The 16,431-nt window shown below is 46.2% G+C and carries 18 protein-coding genes; all 18 read left to right on the plus strand.

Annotation, left to right across the window (positions count from 1 at the left end):
- The first annotated feature begins 223 nt into the window (after positions 1-223).
- Positions 224-1,600, plus strand: coding sequence for an N-acetylmuramoyl-L-alanine amidase family protein (locus SPSYN_RS12595; RefSeq protein WP_161822855.1), 1,377 nt, complete (start codon positions 224-226; stop codon positions 1,598-1,600).
- A gap of 314 nt (positions 1,601-1,914) precedes the next feature.
- Positions 1,915-2,376 carry a hypothetical protein gene (locus SPSYN_RS12600; RefSeq protein WP_161822856.1) on the plus strand — a complete coding sequence of 154 codons (462 nt, stop codon included), beginning with the start codon at positions 1,915-1,917 and terminating at the stop codon, positions 2,374-2,376.
- Positions 2,373-3,002 (plus strand): accessory gene regulator ArgB-like protein, encoded by a 630-nt coding sequence (locus SPSYN_RS12605; RefSeq protein WP_161822857.1) that lies wholly within the window; start codon positions 2,373-2,375, stop codon positions 3,000-3,002. The genes SPSYN_RS12600 and SPSYN_RS12605 overlap by 4 nt, the downstream gene beginning before the upstream one ends.
- An 11-nt stretch (positions 3,003-3,013) precedes the next feature.
- Positions 3,014-3,151, plus strand: coding sequence for an AgrD family cyclic lactone autoinducer peptide (locus SPSYN_RS12610; RefSeq protein WP_161822858.1), 138 nt, complete (start codon positions 3,014-3,016; stop codon positions 3,149-3,151).
- A 91-nt stretch (positions 3,152-3,242) separates the two neighbouring features.
- Positions 3,243-4,892 carry a PAS domain S-box protein gene (locus tag SPSYN_RS12615; RefSeq protein WP_161822859.1) on the plus strand — a complete coding sequence of 550 codons (1,650 nt, stop codon included), beginning with the start codon at positions 3,243-3,245 and terminating at the stop codon, positions 4,890-4,892.
- A 472-nt stretch (positions 4,893-5,364) separates the two neighbouring features.
- Positions 5,365-6,489, plus strand: a complete 1,125-nt coding sequence (locus tag SPSYN_RS12620) for an ABC transporter substrate-binding protein (protein ID WP_161822860.1) — start codon at positions 5,365-5,367, stop codon at positions 6,487-6,489.
- A 70-nt stretch (positions 6,490-6,559) separates the two neighbouring features.
- The gene (locus SPSYN_RS12625; RefSeq protein ID WP_161822861.1) at positions 6,560-7,396 is read left to right on the plus strand and encodes an ABC transporter permease; all 837 of its coding nucleotides are present in this window, start codon (positions 6,560-6,562) and stop codon (positions 7,394-7,396) included.
- Between the two features lie 12 nt (positions 7,397-7,408).
- Positions 7,409-8,179 (plus strand): ABC transporter ATP-binding protein, encoded by a 771-nt coding sequence (locus SPSYN_RS12630; protein ID WP_161822862.1) that lies wholly within the window; start codon positions 7,409-7,411, stop codon positions 8,177-8,179.
- Between the two features lie 234 nt (positions 8,180-8,413).
- The gene (locus tag SPSYN_RS12635) at positions 8,414-9,577 is read left to right on the plus strand and encodes a double-cubane-cluster-containing anaerobic reductase (RefSeq protein WP_161822863.1); all 1,164 of its coding nucleotides are present in this window, start codon (positions 8,414-8,416) and stop codon (positions 9,575-9,577) included.
- 2 nt (positions 9,578-9,579) lie between these two features.
- Positions 9,580-10,350, plus strand: coding sequence for an acyl-CoA dehydratase activase (locus SPSYN_RS12640; RefSeq protein ID WP_161822864.1), 771 nt, complete (start codon positions 9,580-9,582; stop codon positions 10,348-10,350).
- A 50-nt stretch (positions 10,351-10,400) separates the two neighbouring features.
- Positions 10,401-10,661 carry a thioredoxin-like (seleno)protein SaoT gene (saoT, locus tag SPSYN_RS12645; protein WP_243153044.1) on the plus strand — a complete coding sequence of 87 codons (261 nt, stop codon included), beginning with the start codon at positions 10,401-10,403 and terminating at the stop codon, positions 10,659-10,661.
- The gene (gene saoE, locus SPSYN_RS12650) at positions 10,661-11,743 is read left to right on the plus strand and encodes an efflux transporter SaoE (RefSeq protein ID WP_161822865.1); all 1,083 of its coding nucleotides are present in this window, start codon (positions 10,661-10,663) and stop codon (positions 11,741-11,743) included. Before saoT ends, saoE begins: the two co-directional genes overlap by 1 nt.
- Complete coding sequence (gene saoC, locus SPSYN_RS12655; RefSeq protein WP_161822866.1) at positions 11,743-12,222, plus strand: Cys-Cys-COOH (seleno)protein SaoC; 480 nt, start codon at positions 11,743-11,745, stop codon at positions 12,220-12,222. The genes saoE and saoC overlap by 1 nt, the downstream gene beginning before the upstream one ends.
- A 47-nt stretch (positions 12,223-12,269) precedes the next feature.
- Positions 12,270-13,403 (plus strand): ABC transporter substrate-binding subunit SaoX, encoded by a 1,134-nt coding sequence (gene saoX / locus SPSYN_RS12660; protein WP_161822867.1) that lies wholly within the window; start codon positions 12,270-12,272, stop codon positions 13,401-13,403.
- Positions 13,361-14,224 carry an ABC transporter substrate-binding (seleno)protein SaoB gene (gene saoB, locus SPSYN_RS12665; RefSeq protein WP_161822868.1) on the plus strand — a complete coding sequence of 288 codons (864 nt, stop codon included), beginning with the start codon at positions 13,361-13,363 and terminating at the stop codon, positions 14,222-14,224. Before saoX ends, saoB begins: the two co-directional genes overlap by 43 nt.
- Positions 14,170-15,000 carry an ABC transporter permease subunit SaoP gene (gene saoP / locus SPSYN_RS12670; protein ID WP_239591052.1) on the plus strand — a complete coding sequence of 277 codons (831 nt, stop codon included), beginning with the start codon at positions 14,170-14,172 and terminating at the stop codon, positions 14,998-15,000. Before saoB ends, saoP begins: the two co-directional genes overlap by 55 nt.
- Positions 15,000-15,794 carry an ABC transporter ATP-binding protein SaoA gene (saoA, locus tag SPSYN_RS12680; protein WP_202623831.1) on the plus strand — a complete coding sequence of 265 codons (795 nt, stop codon included), beginning with the start codon at positions 15,000-15,002 and terminating at the stop codon, positions 15,792-15,794. Before saoP ends, saoA begins: the two co-directional genes overlap by 1 nt.
- On the plus strand, positions 15,782-16,330 hold the full coding sequence (saoL, locus tag SPSYN_RS12685) for a MerB-like organometallic lyase SaoL (RefSeq protein WP_161822871.1): 549 nt from the start codon (positions 15,782-15,784) through the stop codon (positions 16,328-16,330). Before saoA ends, saoL begins: the two co-directional genes overlap by 13 nt.
- Positions 16,331-16,431: the final 101 nt, after the last annotated feature.

Here is a 16,431-nt window from a genome sequence, read left to right on the forward strand (position 1 = left end):
TGTGCTCAGCATAATCTATAGGCTTATATAAACATGGTTTTAAAAAGCATAAAAAGGTATTTGCCCCATGTTATGTCGAAATAATACTAAGAATATACTTTAATATTTGAATAATTAAGGGAACAAAATATGCTGGTTATCGTATATAATATATATGTCGGCTAGTTTGTCCAAATGTGGCGTGTAATGCTCGAAAAACCAAATTCCGAAGGGATTGAAAAATTTGCGGTTTAAAAAAATGTTTATCTTGCTGACCTTTGTTGCTTGTTGGGTATTCTATGTGCCTCAGGCCTTGGCTGGTGTGGAAGTTTATGTGACCGGGAAAATCGTGCAGTTTGATGTCCCTCCGGTCGTTGATACCGCCTCGAACCGGACGCTGGTTCCCTTTCGGCATATATTTGAGGCTTTAGGTGCCGAGGTGTGGTTTGATAGCCGCGCGAATGCTGCTTTTGGCAAAAAAGGAGACCTGACCATCGAACTACCGGTGAATCAAAAAGTGGCATACAAAAATAATGAGCACATCCAGTTGGATGTGGCCACTCAGGTGGTTAACGGCCGGACGATGGTGCCGTTGCGTTTTATCAGCGAATCACTGGGTTGTCAGGTGGATGCACACAATACGCCCGATGGTTTAAGAGTGGATATAGCTTGGCTGGAGCCTGACCTGCCGGAAGAGGTAACCTTGTCCAATGAGCGCACTTTAACGGACATCACCACTACAACCAGTGATACGGAATTGATCATTGAACTAACCGTTGAAGATGGCTTGAACAAGGTATTTACGCTACGCGGTCCGGACCGTCTGGTGCTTGACTTGCAAAATACTACCAACAGAGCGGCTAAAGAAGTTAACCTGGAGCATCCGCTGGTGTCTGCTATTAGGACAGGCCAGTTAAACAGTGAAACTACCCGGGTGGTTTTGGATTTAAACAGAGTGGTTAGTTACCATTTTGAAAAAAATAACGACTCCCTGCTCATTAAGGTATCCGGCGAACTGTCTTCAATAGCTGATACCATTACAACTGACGAACCGTCCGGCCAACCCGCACATCCGGTGCTGGTAGTTGATGAGCAATTAATTATCCTTGATGCCGGGCACGGCGGTAGAGATATTGGGGCTACCGGTGTTTCAGGAAAATATGAAAAAGATTTGGTGTTATCTATAACCAATCAATTGAAAACCGCACTGGAGGATGAAGGTTATAAGGTGATACTAACCCGGTCGGACGACACTTATGTGTCGCTCGATGAGCGGGTAGCTATAGCCGACCGGACCAATGCCTTTGCATTTGTCAGTATTCATGCTAACAGTACTGCTAATCCTGCTATCCAGGGGCTGGAGATTTTTAAATATTATGGCTCCGATGGCCGGCTGGCCCAGCATGTTCTGGAGGGGATACTTGAGCGGACCGGTCAGAACAATCGAAAAGTTAAGGAAGCAGGTTTCTACGTGATTAAAAATACATTGATGCCTGCGATTCTGATAGAGACCGGGTTTATCAGCAATATCCAGGAGGAAGCATTTCTATGGGAGCCAAAAAACCAGGCGGATATTGTGGAAGGTATTGTGGCGGGTATTATGGCTTACCAGGGCAGGTAAAAAGCCACTATTCTTTAGCCGGTAAATGGAGCAACTGCTTAGATAATAAGCAGTAAGATATTATAAAAGCCTGTATTATTGATGATACAGGCTTTTATAATTGAAAAAATATTCCATTTATTTCATGATACAATTGTTTTTGCGAAACAAAGAACTTGATGGCGGAATTTGCGATCGAAACATTGACGTATTCAAAGGTTTTTTTGACAGAAAAGTTGAAAAATACATTATTAGTCAGTAATGATGTATTATCAAATGTAAGTTTAGCTTTTGTGCCATATAACTTCTTTACATTGAAGATTGCGTGGTGTGATATGAGCCAGATATTGCTATTTTATCTACAGGGAATTCCAGAAATGACGGGTGTTGTGGCCTGTTGCCTGGCTTTGGCCAGGGTAAAACTGCGCTGGGGGGTGATCCTGGCTTTTGCCTGCGTTTTAGCGACGGTAATTTATATAATTAGGAACCTGCCGGTCACCTTTGGACTGCATAGCGTAGCGGCGATTTTATTAACGGCGCTGCTTATCACCCGGTTTACCAGGGTACCGTTTTCAACAAGCTTTATTGTCGCGTTTGCCAGTTTTGCCCTTTTGGCGCTACTGGAGGTAAGCGTATATGAACTAGTCGGACAACTTTTAAATATTGAATCCAGTTATTTTGCATTTACTCCTTATACGCGAATGCTGATGGGGTTGCCCCAGGCCATTATATTGATTGTCATTGCGCCGGTTATTGCCAGGTATCGCAAACCTCTGGAAGGCATGTGGAAAATATGAGCTATTTATCCTTTAGTAGACGTTGGGCAGGTTACTTAAGCCGTCAAACCAACCTCCCGGCGGAACAGGAAACTGTTCTGACCTATATTATTGAGGTGTTGGCCTTAACCTTTTTGAATGTCTTTTTAACACTTCTGGTGGGAGCATTCCTGGGAGTACTGCCCGGGACCGCAGCTTGTTTGGTTACAACTGCATTATTCAGACATATTGCCGGAGGAGCCCATTCCAATTCCCCCCTGCGTTGCGCTGTCGTTACCATTATCATATACCCTATGCTTGCCCTGTTGAGCACCTATTTTAACCGCTTGGGCCAGGGGGCGGTTGATATGCTGTCGATTGTGGCTTTTGGGGTGGGAATGATGGCTATGATAGTGCTGGCTCCGGTAGATTCTGTAGCCGCCCCCATTATCTCTACTGTCCGGAGAAAAAAACTAAAATATGCCTCCGTTGCTTTTGTGATGTTGGTGATTGTCGCGACGCTGTGGTTTAGGGGCAGTCAGTGGCAGTACGCTGAAATGGTTCGCACCTGTGTTGCCTTAACGTTGCTGTGGGTTAGTTTTATGCTTACCGGTTGGGGCCATGGATTCATGGCAGTAATTGATGGTATTTCATTAAGGAAAAGATAGGAGGTGAAACAATGAAAAAGGTTAAAGCACAATTGTTTGTCCTCGTGGTTTCAGCGTTACTGTTCTTGGCCAATGTCACTGCTGCTTTTGGGGCGAGTTGCGCGATTACCTCATACCAGCCTGAAGTGCCTGAAGCACTGAGGAAATAGAGAAAGAACATTTTGGTGCTATTATGTTTTGGCTATTGCAGGGGTGGTGATTCCACCCCCTATTTAGTGTTCTTTTAAGAAGGTGAAAGGCATGGCAAAGGACAATGTTTCCCACAGGGAAAAAGAACTACAAGAATATCTGCTTACTACGCATATGCTTTGCCTGCTGATTGTAATATCTTCACTGGTGCTCGGTAATAAATTTAACGTATCGGACCAGATGTACCCGCTTAACAATGTGCGTTTATTTATCGTAGCAGGTCTAGTAGCACTGTACCTTCTAATTATTTTAAAAACCAGGAGTATTTCTCTATTGGATGATATTCATGCCATGTCGTTTGCCAAGGCAGTTTATTTATCTTTTCCCCTGTTGCTGACGATAGTTGCCCTGCTGGCTACAGGTGATAGCATTAATAACATTGAAACCATCTTGCTGCTGCCCGTTCTAATAGCTGCTTCTATTACCGGTAAAACAGGCGGGTTAATTATGTCTACTCTGTGTACGATGGGATTGGTCTTTTATAACACCTATATAAGCAGCTTGAATATATACCAGGCCGGAGAAGAAAACTTACTTTTCATTGGTATGATGTATATAATGGGCTGGCTGGTGGGTGGACTGACCGATATGGAGTCAAACAACCGCAAGCATTTAAACCAAAGCCTTCAATCCCTGAAGGAAGAAGTTGCTTCCCGGAAGAAAGCCGAAGAACAGCTCAGAGTACTTTCCAGCGCTGTGGAGCAAAGTCCGGTGATGGTGGTTATTGCAGACACCAGCGGCAGGATACAATATGTTAATAGTAGTTTTACTAGTATTGCCGGCTATTCCCTTGCAGATGTTGCCGGCAAGGGGATTATGGAAATAATGGGTGAGGAAAAAAATCAGCTGGAACAGTTACCGGGGAGTATGAAATCCGGCGGGGAATGGAAGGGAGAAATCACTGGTTTGAAAAAAAATGGTGAGTATTATTATGCCAATACTCATCTTTCCTCCCTAAAAGATTCGGCGGGTAGGATAACTCATGTTTTAGGGATTGCTGAGGATATTACCGCAAAAAGGCAAATGGAACAGGATATGGCCAAACTGGACCGCTTGAACCTGGTGGGGGAGATGGCTGCCGGTATTGGTCATGAAATTAGGAATCCCATGACCACGGTGCGCGGCTTTTTGCAGTTACTGAGCGACAAGGAGGATTGCCGGGACTACAGGGAATATTTTAATTTGATGATCGAGGAACTGGACCGGTCTAATTCGATAATTACGGAATTTCTTGCTATGGCCAAGGACAGGCCCGTTAATTTAAAAAGGCAAAACCTTAACGGCCTGGTGGAGGCGATGATCCCGCTACTCAATGCCGATGCTATAAACTCTGAGAAAAGCATTGAAGTTGACCTGCAGGCGGTACCTGACCTGCTGCTGGATGAGAAGGAAATCCGGCAGTTGCTGTTGAATTTGGCCCGCAACGGGCTGCAAGCCATGCAGCCAAAAGGGAGGTTGACGATACGAACTTTTATGAATAGGGATGCAGAGACGGTTTTAGCGGTGTCAGATCAAGGCTGCGGTATTGCTCCTGAGTTGCTGGATAAAATCGGCACCCCCTTTTTTACCACCAAGGATGAAGGAACCGGCCTTGGCCTGGCAGTATGTTTCAGTATTGCCGCCCGGCATAACGCGAGCATAAAAATTGATACAAGTACAACGGGCACCACTTTTTCTGTTGTATTTAGGCAGCAGGGATAGCGATAACCCTCGATTGCTATGTATAACTCCACTCCCTATCTAGATCTACCTTGCAGATTGACTCCTATAAAGCTTAAAGAATAACCCTTCAAGGATGTTTACCTTTTAAGGGTTTTTTTGTGCTTTTTTTATATTCATTCATGACACGATAATTTATTTTTATCATTTCATAATATACTATAAACATATTGTATCAATACTATAAAGGAAGGTAATGAGGAGATCAAGAATATCATTACGAACATAGAATTATGAAATTTTGAAAGGGGGGCAAATATTTTGCGTTCTAGAACGCCGAAATTGAAATAACCAACAAGCCTAGTAGTTATTATCTAATGAAAAGGACTGATATGGTTACTGATCCAGTGGACAGGATGAAAAAGATACTAAGACGGACATGAAGTTATTGTTTTTGGCTTTGCTGAGGACTGGATTAACTAAATGGATTAACTAAATGGAAGGAAGTAATCTTATGAAACGGTTTACTGTTCTTATTGGCCTGCTTTTCCTGCTAACCTTTACATTGGTAGGCTGTGGCCAAAATCAACAAGGTAATACTCAAAATGAAGAAGAAATACCGGAGGTTAATTTAGGGTACATATTCACCAACCACCAAACACCTCTATTGGTTGCCGCTGCTAATGGCGAAGCTTTCAAGGATATGGGTACCTACCTGAAGGAGGTAGTGCCTAGAGAAAAATATGAACTTATGTCGGATGGCAAAAAGTTGGCTGATATTAATCTAGTTGTAACAAAAAGTGGTTCTGAAACAACAACCCTCTTTGCCCAGGGTAATCTGGATGTTGCTTTGGGATCTGTCACTGCGTTTATACAAGGGGTAGACCAAAATGTTCCTATTAAAGTGCTTTGCCCGATTCAGACTGAAGGTATGGGACTAGTTGTGCCGAAGGATAGCAAGATCAATGATTGGAATTCCTTTGCTGCCTATGTAGAGGAAGCTGAGCAGCCGGTTAAAATTGGTTACCATTCTCCTACCAGTGGACCTAAAATTGTTTTTGAAGGCGCTCTGCATAAGGCCGGCATTAGTGCTACCCAGGACCCCAACGATATGAATGCCGAAATATTGCTGGTTGACCTTAAAGATACTGCTAATCTAAATTCGGCTTTGACCAGTAAGCAAGTTGACGGGTGGGTTGGACCGGCACCCTTTCCTGAAGTTGCTGTTACACAGGGTCTTGGTAAAGTGGCCTTGGAACTCAGGGATCTGCCGCCTGTAGGGGAATGGTACGACTTCCCTTGCTGTGTAGTGGGAGCTCATCAAGACTTTATCGACCAAAATCCCCAAGTTACTGAAGCCATTATGGAAATCATGACTAATGCTTCCGAGTGGTGCAACCAGAATAAAGATAAAGCGGGCGCCATTACTGCCGAATGGATCGGTATTCCTGTTGAGGCAGCAAAAGCCTCCACATTGGTATATAACACAGATCCCTCGGAGGAATGGATGTCTGGAGTTGGTGTTTACATTGACATTTTAAATGATATGGATAAGTTTGAAGGCCAGCTAAAGGACAAGACGCTGAATGATGATGTTAAAAAGTTACTCTTCGACTTTAGTTTTATAGAAGAGCGTTAATCAATATAAGTAGAGGTTCCCGTGGTGAGGCTTTAGGGAACCTCTACTTATGAATCCATGGGTGAGATTAATGAGTAAGAATGTCGCCAATATATGTATAATGCTTATTTTACCTTTAGTATTTATAATTATCTGGTTTTATTTGGCTAAGTCTATCGATAATACCGTCATACTACCATCACCTGCCATGGTGCTACAGTTACTGAGCCATCCTTCGGAAAACTTAATTAGTATGGGTTCACTTACCAATAACATATTTATCAGCCTGCTGCGTGTCTTGGCCGGGTATATATTAGCCGTAATGCTGGCCATACCACTCGGCATACTGATGGGTTATTATGCTAAAATATTTCAGTTGTTTAATACCTTTGTGGGTTTATTTAGGCCGATACCACCACTGGCTTGGGTGCCATTGGTTTTAGCCTGGTTTGGCATCAGCAGTTTTGCAACACTAACAGGAGTAGAAAGAGGAATCCTTTTTATATATCTCAATAACATAAAATTATCAATGGTGTTTATTATCTTCATCGGTGCCTTTTACCCGGTACTGACCAGTGCCATTTATGGTGTGAAAAACGTTAAGAAGACATTAATTGACTCGGCACGAGTACTTGGAGCCAGCGAGTCGGATATTTTTTTCAAGATTTTAATTCCTGCGGCTAAACCATCAATAGTTAACGGGATGAGAATTGGGTTGGGGGTAGCTTGGATGTGCCTGGTTTCGGCTGAGATGTTACCGGGTAGTTTGTCCGGTATAGGCTATCTAATCACACATGCCTATACAATTGCCAGGACAGACGTTGTAATTGCCGGTATGATTAGCATTGGTGTGGTAGGGGCACTCATGGATACCCTTTTTAGGATTTTTGAAGAGAAGAAGTTTAAATGGCAGCGTTTAATAAGGTAGGTATAGTAATTCATGCCGGAACCAATAATTACAATTAACCAGCTAAGTAAAACTTATCATACCGAGCGGGGCAAGGAAATTAAAGCTATCGAGAATTTTAATCTGCAAATCTATGTAAATAATTTCATTTGTATCGTAGGGCCGTCCGGCTGTGGCAAATCCACCTTGCTGAGGATTATTGCCGGCCTTGATAGTGCCAGTTCAGGGCTTGTTTCTTTCCAGGGTCAGCCTATTTCCAAGCCCTCCAGGGATATCGGCATGGTATTTCAGGAATACTCTCTGTTGCCCTGGCTAACGGTTATTGATAATGTTGCCCTTGGCCTTGAGTTTGCTAAGCAATCCAGGTCGGTGAGGTTGGATGTAGCCGTTAGTTTTCTCAAAATGGTAGGACTCGAGGATTATGCCAGGGCTTACCCATACGAATTATCCGGGGGTATGCAGCAGCGAGTGGCCATTGCCCGGGCATTAGCTAATAACCCACAGGTTCTTTTAATGGATGAGCCCTTTGGCGCTCTTGATGCTCACACTAGAATATTGATGCAAAAGGAACTCCTGGCTATTTGGGAAAAGAATATGAAAACCATTGTTTTTGTTACCCATAGCGTTGATGAGGCCATTTATCTGGCCGATACCATTATAGTAATGTCTTCTCATCCCGGAGGAGTTAAAGAAGTCATCAAGGTAAACATGGCTAGACCCAGAGATCGAGCAAACCCTATTTATGGGCAGCTGGCTTCACAAATACTATGCATGCTGGAAGAAGAAGTTACCAAAGTAAAGTAAACGAAAAAGTTACTGCTTATTACATATCCAACTCAGTGAGGTAAACAGATAAAAAGCCTGTACTTGTAATGAATCGCAAGCTTTTCGTTATATTGCCATAAAAATATATTTTATTACGTCCCTATGCAACATAAAAACATTAAATAAACAACATAAAGGAGTTGTATGAAACAATAAAGAAAATACTTTTAGTTTTAGAGGATTTATGTAATTTTACATGGGAGGTTTGAGCTATTGCGTCCTGAAACAATGAGAATCGTCGATGACCTGCGTGATCAAAATATACTTAACCTGGAGCATGCGAAAAGGGATAATCAGAAAATCGTGGGTATGTACTGTGCCTATTCCCCCAAGGAGCTGGTGCTGGCTGCCGGTGCGCTGCCGGTTAGCCTGTGCGGTACCAAACAGGAGCCCATTGCCGCGGCGGAAAAGATACTACCCCGCAATATCTGCCCGCTGATTAAATCCAGCTTTGGCTTTGCCATCACGGATACCTGTCCCTATTTCCGCATGTCTGACTATGTGATTGCCGAAACCACTTGTGACGGCAAGAAAAAAATGTTTGAAATGCTTAAGGATTATAAGCCGATGCATGTGCTGCACCTGCCCCAGGGCACCAACCGTCCGGGGGCTTTAAAATGGTGGACTGATGAACTGTATTTGCTTAAAAGTCAACTGGAGGAAAACCTGGGTGTAGAAATCAGCCGGGAGAGCTTAAGAAAGGCCATCAAACTGGTTAATAAAGAGCGTTTGGCTATGCGCAAGCTGCACGAGCTGAATAAAGTCGACCCGGCCCCGCTCAGCGGTTTGGATATGCTGACCACCCTTTGGATGAAGGGCTTTAATGTTGATGTAGAAGAGGGTATTGAGCTAATCAACCAGCTCGCCGAGGAAGTTGAGGAAATCGTGCGCCTGGGAGCCTCTCCCTTTGCCGCGGGCACCCCGCGGATCTTGTTAACCGGCTGCCCGGTGGGCCTGGGCTCTGAAAAGGTACTGAGGCTATTGGAAGAGTGCGGTGGCAGTGTAGTTGGCCTGGAGAACTGCAGTGGCTTTAAAACAGTAGATACGCTGGTGGATGAAGATGAAGCCAGGGACCCCATGGAGGCCATTGCGGAAAAATATTTGCAGATACCCTGCTCCTGCATGTCGCACAATGAAGGCAGATTCGATTTAATCGACAGGATGATCGAAGAATATAAGGTCGACGGGGTGGTGGATTTGACCTGGCAGGCCTGCCATACCTACAACGTAGAGGGCGAATTGCTTAGCCGGCGCGTCAAAGAGAAATATGATCTGCCCTACCTCCATTTGGAAACGGACTATTCCACCTCCGACCTGCAGCAGCTGCAAACCAGAATCGGTGCTTTTATAGAATTACTCAACAGGAGAAAAGCATAGTCATGATCACAGTGGGCATTGATGTAGGTTCCATGACCACCAAGGCAGTGCTGCTAAACGGACATGAGTGGAGCAGTGTAATCAGGCCCACCGGGTGCAGTCCCCGGCAATCCGCTCGGGAAGCATTTGATGAGCTGTTGCTGAAAGCCGGCCTGAGTGCCGGGGCAATCAGCCATATCACCGGTACCGGCTATGGTCGGATAATGTTGGATTTTATCAATAACGCGGTGACTGAAATAACCTGCCACGCCAGGGGCGCTCATTACCTGGTAGAGGGGACCGACCTGGTGATTGATATCGGCGGGCAGGACAGCAAGGTAATCAGGACGGACGGGCAGGGCAATGTAATTGATTTCGCCATGAACGATAAATGCGCTGCGGGGACCGGCCGGTTCCTGCAAGTAATGGCGTCTGCCCTGGGTGCTGATGTCAGTGAACTGGCTGCGCTGTCCCGGGGTGCCGAGCCGGTGGAAATTAGCAACATGTGTACAGTCTTTGCTGAGTCGGAGGTAGTCAGTCTGCTGGCCCAGGGGGTTACCAAAGAGAACATTATCGCCGGTATCCACCGCTCGGTGGCTCGCAGGGTAGCGGCTATGGCAGGCAGGCTGGGCTTGGGCAGCCTGGTAACCTTTACCGGCGGGGTGGCTAGAAATGCTGGGGTTAAAGCTTTTCTGGCTGAGGAACTGGGAGCTGAAATACATGTGGTGGCGGCGTCTCAACTGGCCGGGGCTCTTGGGGCAGCCCTACTGGCCCGGGAAATGGCCAAAGATTAGTGAGCAGTGGGGCGCGCAGAGGGCGTGCTTAGGTTAAAGGAGGCTTGGTTATGGCTAAGGTCCAGGTTGAGTTTATCAATACCTGACCCAGTTGTGATGAATATGCCCGGGTGATCAGGCATGCAGCCGCAAAATACGGAGATGTTGTTGAGGTATTTATTTATTACGCGGGTAAAGATATGGGTTACCTTAAAAAATACGGCATGGTAACCAGAGGTACGATGATTGTTAACAGCAGAAAGAAATATGATATTCTCTCCAGAGCTGTCATTGAAAAAGCTATCGAAGAAGCAGTTAGGGGCAGTGCATAGTGATAGCAGAACTACTTAACCGGATAATTTTTCTTGCCTTTGATATTCTTAACGGCGCTTCGGTGTGGCTGGTAGCCAGCTTTATCCTGGCCGGTTTGCTGCACAACGTTTTAAGCCCGGACAAGCTGCAGCGGATGCTGGGCAATACCAAAACTTCATCCATCATCAAGGCCACCCTGTCGGGTATGCTGCTGCCCATGTGCAGCTGCGGGGTGATTCCCCTGGCGCTGGGACTGTATTATTCCGGTGCTTATCTTGGCCCGACCCTGGCTTTTATGACCGCCACCCCCATCATAAACCCCGCTGCCGTACTGCTGGCCTACGGTTTTCTGGGGCCTCAGATTGCGACCATTTATCTGGCGACAGGTTTTGTTATCCCGCTGTTCATTGGCCTTACCGGCAATAAACTGGCAGGGCCGGAGCTTCACGCCCCAGGTATTGATACAGAAATTAATTTGGTGGAGTTGGAGTCCGGAGGGGGGGACAGCCTGGCGCAAAAGCTGCGTTCCGGCTTAGAGTGGGGCTTTTTGGATATGGGCGTTTCGGTCAGCAAGTATGTCTGCCTGGGCATGCTGTTGGCCGGTGCGATCATTGCGCTGGTTCCCCCTAGCTTTATCCAGCAGTACCTGGGCAATCCAGGTATGCTTTCCCTGGTTAGCATTGCTCTGCTCGGCTCCATTATGTATGTATGTGCCGTGGGCCATATCCCCTTTATTGCTGCCCTGGTAGCCAGTGGAGCTGCACCGGGACTGGCCATCACCTTTTTATTAACCGGGGCGGCCACCAATTTGCCGGAATTAATCAGCATCTATAAGCTTATTGGCCGGCGGGCGGTAGCTATCTACTCCGTGGTATTGATCGGCGCCTCTTTATTAATTGGTTACCTGACCAATATGCTGCTGACTGATTTTGTCCCTTTATTTGATCTGTCTAAAGTTCGGGATACGGTCGGCATAGCGAATAAATTTATTTTTTCTACACCGGCTGCTTTAGAATACTTGTGCTCGGTGATTGTTGTGGGATTGGGGATTTATTCGGTTTGGCCAAGGCTTAAGCTTTACCTAGCGGAAAGGATGGCCTGATGTTAAGCCGAACTCAACTACTGGTTATACTTACATCTTTATTGATCTTCCTGGGGTGTGGCGGGTGCGGTAATCAGCCGGCAGAAAATGATGCTGTCCGTGCTACTGAAGCGCTGATGCGGAGCGATGCTCTACTGCAACATTTTAAGTCCGTTCATCCGGACAAGGAGGTGATCGTGTTTGCCCGGGCCGATGTAAACAACACCGGTAACGATGACAGGGTGGTGATATATCGGGATACCAGGGATCAAAACATGATGGTAGTGGTTTTTGATGCCGCGGGGAAATTGCAATGCTCGAACAAGGTTCCGGCTCCGGCTACCAACCAGATGATCCAATTCAAGGATATAGATGAGCGACCGCCGCTGGAATTTATCGCCTCGGGTGTCAAAGGCGCCAATTATGGCTACGCCATCTTTCGTCTGGAAGCAGGTGTCCTGAGCGACCTGTTTGGGGAAGGCATGGAAGATTGCTGCTAAAGCTTTTGTAAAGGTAAAATTAAATGTTTATGAGAGGGAGACTACATATGCAAAAAAAGAGCCGGCTAATACTGCTCATCGTTACTATCCTGGCACTCTCGCTGCTGGCAGGCTGCGGCGGTGGGGAGGATAAAACAGCGAGTTCAAACAAAGCGGCCAATAATGCGATACCGGAAAAAGATAAAGATTATGTAGTGCAGCTGGGCTACTACGATTGTGACCATATGACCGGTGCCTGTATCGCCAAGGATGCCGGAATTTTTGATGAATTAGGGCTCAAGGTTAATGTGCTGGGTAACGGCAAAGTGCCGGAAGCTATGGCTGCTGGAAAGATGGACGCCGGATATGTCGGCAACAGCGGCACGATGCGGGCCTTTTTAAAGGGGGCCCCCATTCTAGTGGCAGCTAATAACCATATCGGCGGTTCGTATTATCTGGTGGCTTCAAACGATATTAAAGATCCTCAAGAGTTGATAGGGAAAAAAATAGCGCTGGGTACAGACCCGGAGAAAAATAACATCTCATGGATCGGTATGGCTAAAGAATTAGGCCTCCCCATAGAAGGTAAGAACTATGAAGTGTTTGACATGTCTGACAAAGACGAGTACTTTGCTTTGAAGGCCGGACACTTGGATGCTTATACAGCTTGTGATCCCTGGGGATCGATGGCTGAATACGAGAAAACCGGCCAAATCCTGGCGATAGACGGTAAGCTGCCCTCCGGCGAATGGGGAGAGTGCTGCGCCTATCATTTAAGTAAAAATTTTGCCGCTGAGCACCCGGAACTGGCCAAGTTAATGGTTTTAGCCCATACCAGGGCACTGCAGTATATATACACCAAGCCTGTGCATTCTGCCGAAATCTTTGCGGCCAATTACAATGTACCTCTGGAAGTTGCTTTTATGACGATTTACAAAAAAACTGTTGCTGAAGGTAGAACCCTTACCTGGACGATTGACTATGACTACTGGCAGAGACAAATTGATTTGGAACTAGCCGAAGGAACCCTTGAAGCCGCACCAAACGTAGACGAGTTTATCCAGCCACAGTACCTGAACGAGTGCGGTGCGGATGACTTTGATACTTTTATTAAGGAAAAAGTAGATCCGGTCTTTCCAATCGGCATGAGCTATGCTGATTGGAAAGCCAAAGCCTATCAACTGGAGGGGAAAAAGGCTTAAACCTGAAGATGAGAAATTATCTTGTCCTGGCAGCAGTACTCGGGTTGCTGCTTATGGCCGGCAATGTCACTTTGCCACAACCGGAGAAGGACAATAGACTAGTAAAAATCGGAACACCGGATGATACTGGTGGCTTGATTATCCACTACCTAGTCAATACCAAGGGCTACGCAGGCGCAATGGTACAGCAGGACTTTACCATGTATCCGGTCAAGGACTGTTGCGCCAGCACGGCTCAGTGGGGTCTGTCCACCAATCTGTATGACCTGGCTATCATGTGCCCTGATGCAGCAGTAAGCCTGATAGCCAAGGACAACCGTTTCGAAATTGTTAGCCCAAGCCTGGTGAATTCAGACATCGTCGTCATTAAGTCCGGGCAGGCGCCAAAAAAGATTGGGGTAGCCCAGAACCGGAACCACCAGGTAAAGATAGTCGCCGATCATTTTGCCGGGGACTGTGCCACTGTACCTATGCTGCCGTCAGCGATACCATATGCTTACGTGAAAAATGTCGTTGACGGGGTTGTCGTAGATGCACTAAAAGGCCTTACCATGCAGGGAACTAAACTGCCCGCCACAACTAACGAGTCGGAGGAACATGTCACTTATGTCCTGGTGGTGAATAAAAGTTTTAAGCCTGATCCGCGTTATCATAAATTCCTGCGTTTATTTGCTGAATCAGCTGTTGAATTAAATCAACCGGAGATTCTGGCGACAGCGATTAGTAACTATAAAAATATCGACTTTGGGCATGAGGAGGTGAACCAATGGAACCGGTTGAGAATAAAGCACGTATTTACAACTCCAGGAATTCGCGGCTAATGCGAGAAACATTCATGGGCTCAATGGGCTATAAAAAACTATTCTACCGGGCGATCACTATTGCCTCATTTTTAGCTGTCTGGCAATTGGCCGCTAACTATTACAACAGTGAGTTTATGATGCCGTCACCCTGGACGACAATGGTTACTTTTGCTGCCATCCTGCATGACCCGGAAGTCATCGCCAATCTCCTCCTCACTTTAAAGAGAGTTTTAACAGGTTTTTGTTATGCCCTGCTGATCGGGATTCCGCTGGGCTTTCTGATGGGCTACTCTAAAATAGCCATGCAACTATTTGACCCGCTGATCGATTCGCTAAGACAGGTGCCCATTATGGCCTGGGTGCCGCTGACCATAGTCTGGTTCGGTCTCGGTGACGGACCGACCGTATTTTTAATTGCTTTCGCCGGTGTATTTCCTATCATCATGAATACCATCGCCGGAGTGCAAAACATCTCTAAAGATTATTACCATGCGGCTCGAAGTATGGGAGCTAAGCCTTGGAGCGTATTTGCTCATGTCATCGTTCCCGCTTCCTTGCCCGATATATTAATTGGCAGTAGGGTTGCCATTGGCCTGGGCTGGATGTCTGTCATATGAGCGGAATTTATTGCGACGAGTGCCGGTTTCGGCTACTCCATGGTGGAAGCTCAGACAAGAATGGAGACCGATAAATTGGTTGCCCTGATGATCATGGCCGCACTGGTGGGTTATGGCATCGACCGGGTGATTCAACTGTTCAATAGCAAGGCTACTAAATGGAGGTTTATCCAGTAGTGAATTTAAGTGTGGAAAATTTAAGCAAGGTTTTTATCAATGACGGTAACGTGCATACCGTGCTCTCGGGAGTAAATTTTACTGTTCAGGAAGGTCAATTTGTCACCTTGCTGGGTCCTTCAGGGTGTGGCAAAACCACTTTGTTGACCATTATCGCCGGCTTTCAGAGCGCTACCGAGGGCAGCGTATTGCTTAACGGCCAGCAAGTTAGCACGCCAGGTCCTGACCGTGGCTTTGTTTTTCAAAACTACGCGCTATTTCCCTGGATGACGGTTCGGGAGAATATTCTCTACCCGATGAAAAGGCGTAAAATGCCGAGGCAGCAACGGGAACAGCGCCTGCAGGAACTACTGACGATGGCCCAGCTGGAAGGCAAGGAGGGGCTTTATCCCCAGCAGCTATCCGGGGGGATGAAGCAAAGAACCGCTTTCATCAGGGCTTTAGCCGGCAGCCCGGAAGTATTATTAATGGATGAACCCCTGGGAGCAGTGGATTTTCAAATGAGGCAAATACTGCAAGAAGAGCTGGAGTCTATCTGGCTGAAGGATCAAACGACGGTGCTTATGGTCACCCACGATGTAGACGAGGCCATTTATTTAAGTGACCGGGTGATTGTGATGTCTGCTCAACAAGGTAACATTCTGGAGGATTTGGCGATCAAGCTGCATCGGCCCCGCAATAGAAACGGAGAAAAATATATTAAGTATAAAGTGCACTTAATGAATTTATTAAAGAAAGCGCTGCATAAGGAACCGGAGGCGCCGGGAAAGGAATTGGAACTTTGTCTGGCTTAAGTATGAACAACTTAAATAAAGAAAACACCAGTCGTTTTAAGTATTACTCGGAAGAAGCGCTGAGTATAGCCAGCATATCATCAAAGCTTACGGCTAACGAAAGATTAGTGAGAAATTATATTATGGAAAGCATCATTAACTATGCTGCGCTGGTAAATGTGGCTGATTTGGAGCAGGTATTCAATACCCGGCTGGATGATGTCCTTGCTATCGTGGATAGCCTGGTCGATAAAAGAACCGTGGTCAGAGATGAGCTGGGCAATATTGTTTTTGCTTATCCGGTATCAGCCCTGCCCACCGCTCACCAGGTGAACCTGCAAGACGGTCGGCATCTGTATGCGATGTGTGCAGTGGATGCGTTGGGCGTGGCGTTTACCTTTAAACAGGATATTAAAATTGAATCGGTGTGCCGGCACTGCAATGCTCCGGTTGCCCTGCAGATCATCAATGGAGAAATATTTGACCTGCATCCTACCACTGCCCATGTGATGCATGTAGACCTAAAAAAGCTGGATAATTGGGCGGGCAGCTGCTGAAACATTATGAATTTCTTCTGTACGAAGAGTCATTATGATGTATGGTCTGCCGTCAATGGTATCAATGAGGAAGAAGTTTTTTGTTTAGATGCCCATGAGGC

Origin of the sequence: Sporotomaculum syntrophicum (assembly GCF_009932395.1) — a bacterium.
In the GTDB taxonomy this organism is placed as follows: domain Bacteria; phylum Bacillota; class Desulfotomaculia; order Desulfotomaculales; family Desulfallaceae; genus Sporotomaculum; species Sporotomaculum syntrophicum.

Excerpts from the sequence above, each read along its gene's own strand:
- SPSYN_RS12600 (WP_161822856.1), top strand. The coding sequence starts at position 1,915 with ATGAGCCAGATATTGCTATTTTATCTACAGGGAATTCCAGAAATGACG.
- SPSYN_RS12605 (WP_161822857.1), top strand. The coding sequence starts at position 2,373 with ATGAGCTATTTATCCTTTAGTAGACGTTGGGCAGGTTACTTAAGCCGT.
- SPSYN_RS12610 (WP_161822858.1), top strand. The coding sequence starts at position 3,014 with ATGAAAAAGGTTAAAGCACAATTGTTTGTCCTCGTGGTTTCAGCGTTA.
- SPSYN_RS12615 (WP_161822859.1), top strand. The coding sequence starts at position 3,243 with ATGGCAAAGGACAATGTTTCCCACAGGGAAAAAGAACTACAAGAATAT.
- SPSYN_RS12620 (WP_161822860.1), top strand. The coding sequence starts at position 5,365 with ATGAAACGGTTTACTGTTCTTATTGGCCTGCTTTTCCTGCTAACCTTT.
- SPSYN_RS12625 (WP_161822861.1), top strand. The coding sequence starts at position 6,560 with ATGAGTAAGAATGTCGCCAATATATGTATAATGCTTATTTTACCTTTA.
- SPSYN_RS12630 (WP_161822862.1), top strand. The coding sequence starts at position 7,409 with ATGCCGGAACCAATAATTACAATTAACCAGCTAAGTAAAACTTATCAT.
- SPSYN_RS12640 (WP_161822864.1), top strand. The coding sequence starts at position 9,580 with ATGATCACAGTGGGCATTGATGTAGGTTCCATGACCACCAAGGCAGTG.
- saoC (WP_161822866.1), top strand. The coding sequence starts at position 11,743 with ATGTTAAGCCGAACTCAACTACTGGTTATACTTACATCTTTATTGATC.
- saoX (WP_161822867.1), top strand. The coding sequence starts at position 12,270 with ATGCAAAAAAAGAGCCGGCTAATACTGCTCATCGTTACTATCCTGGCA.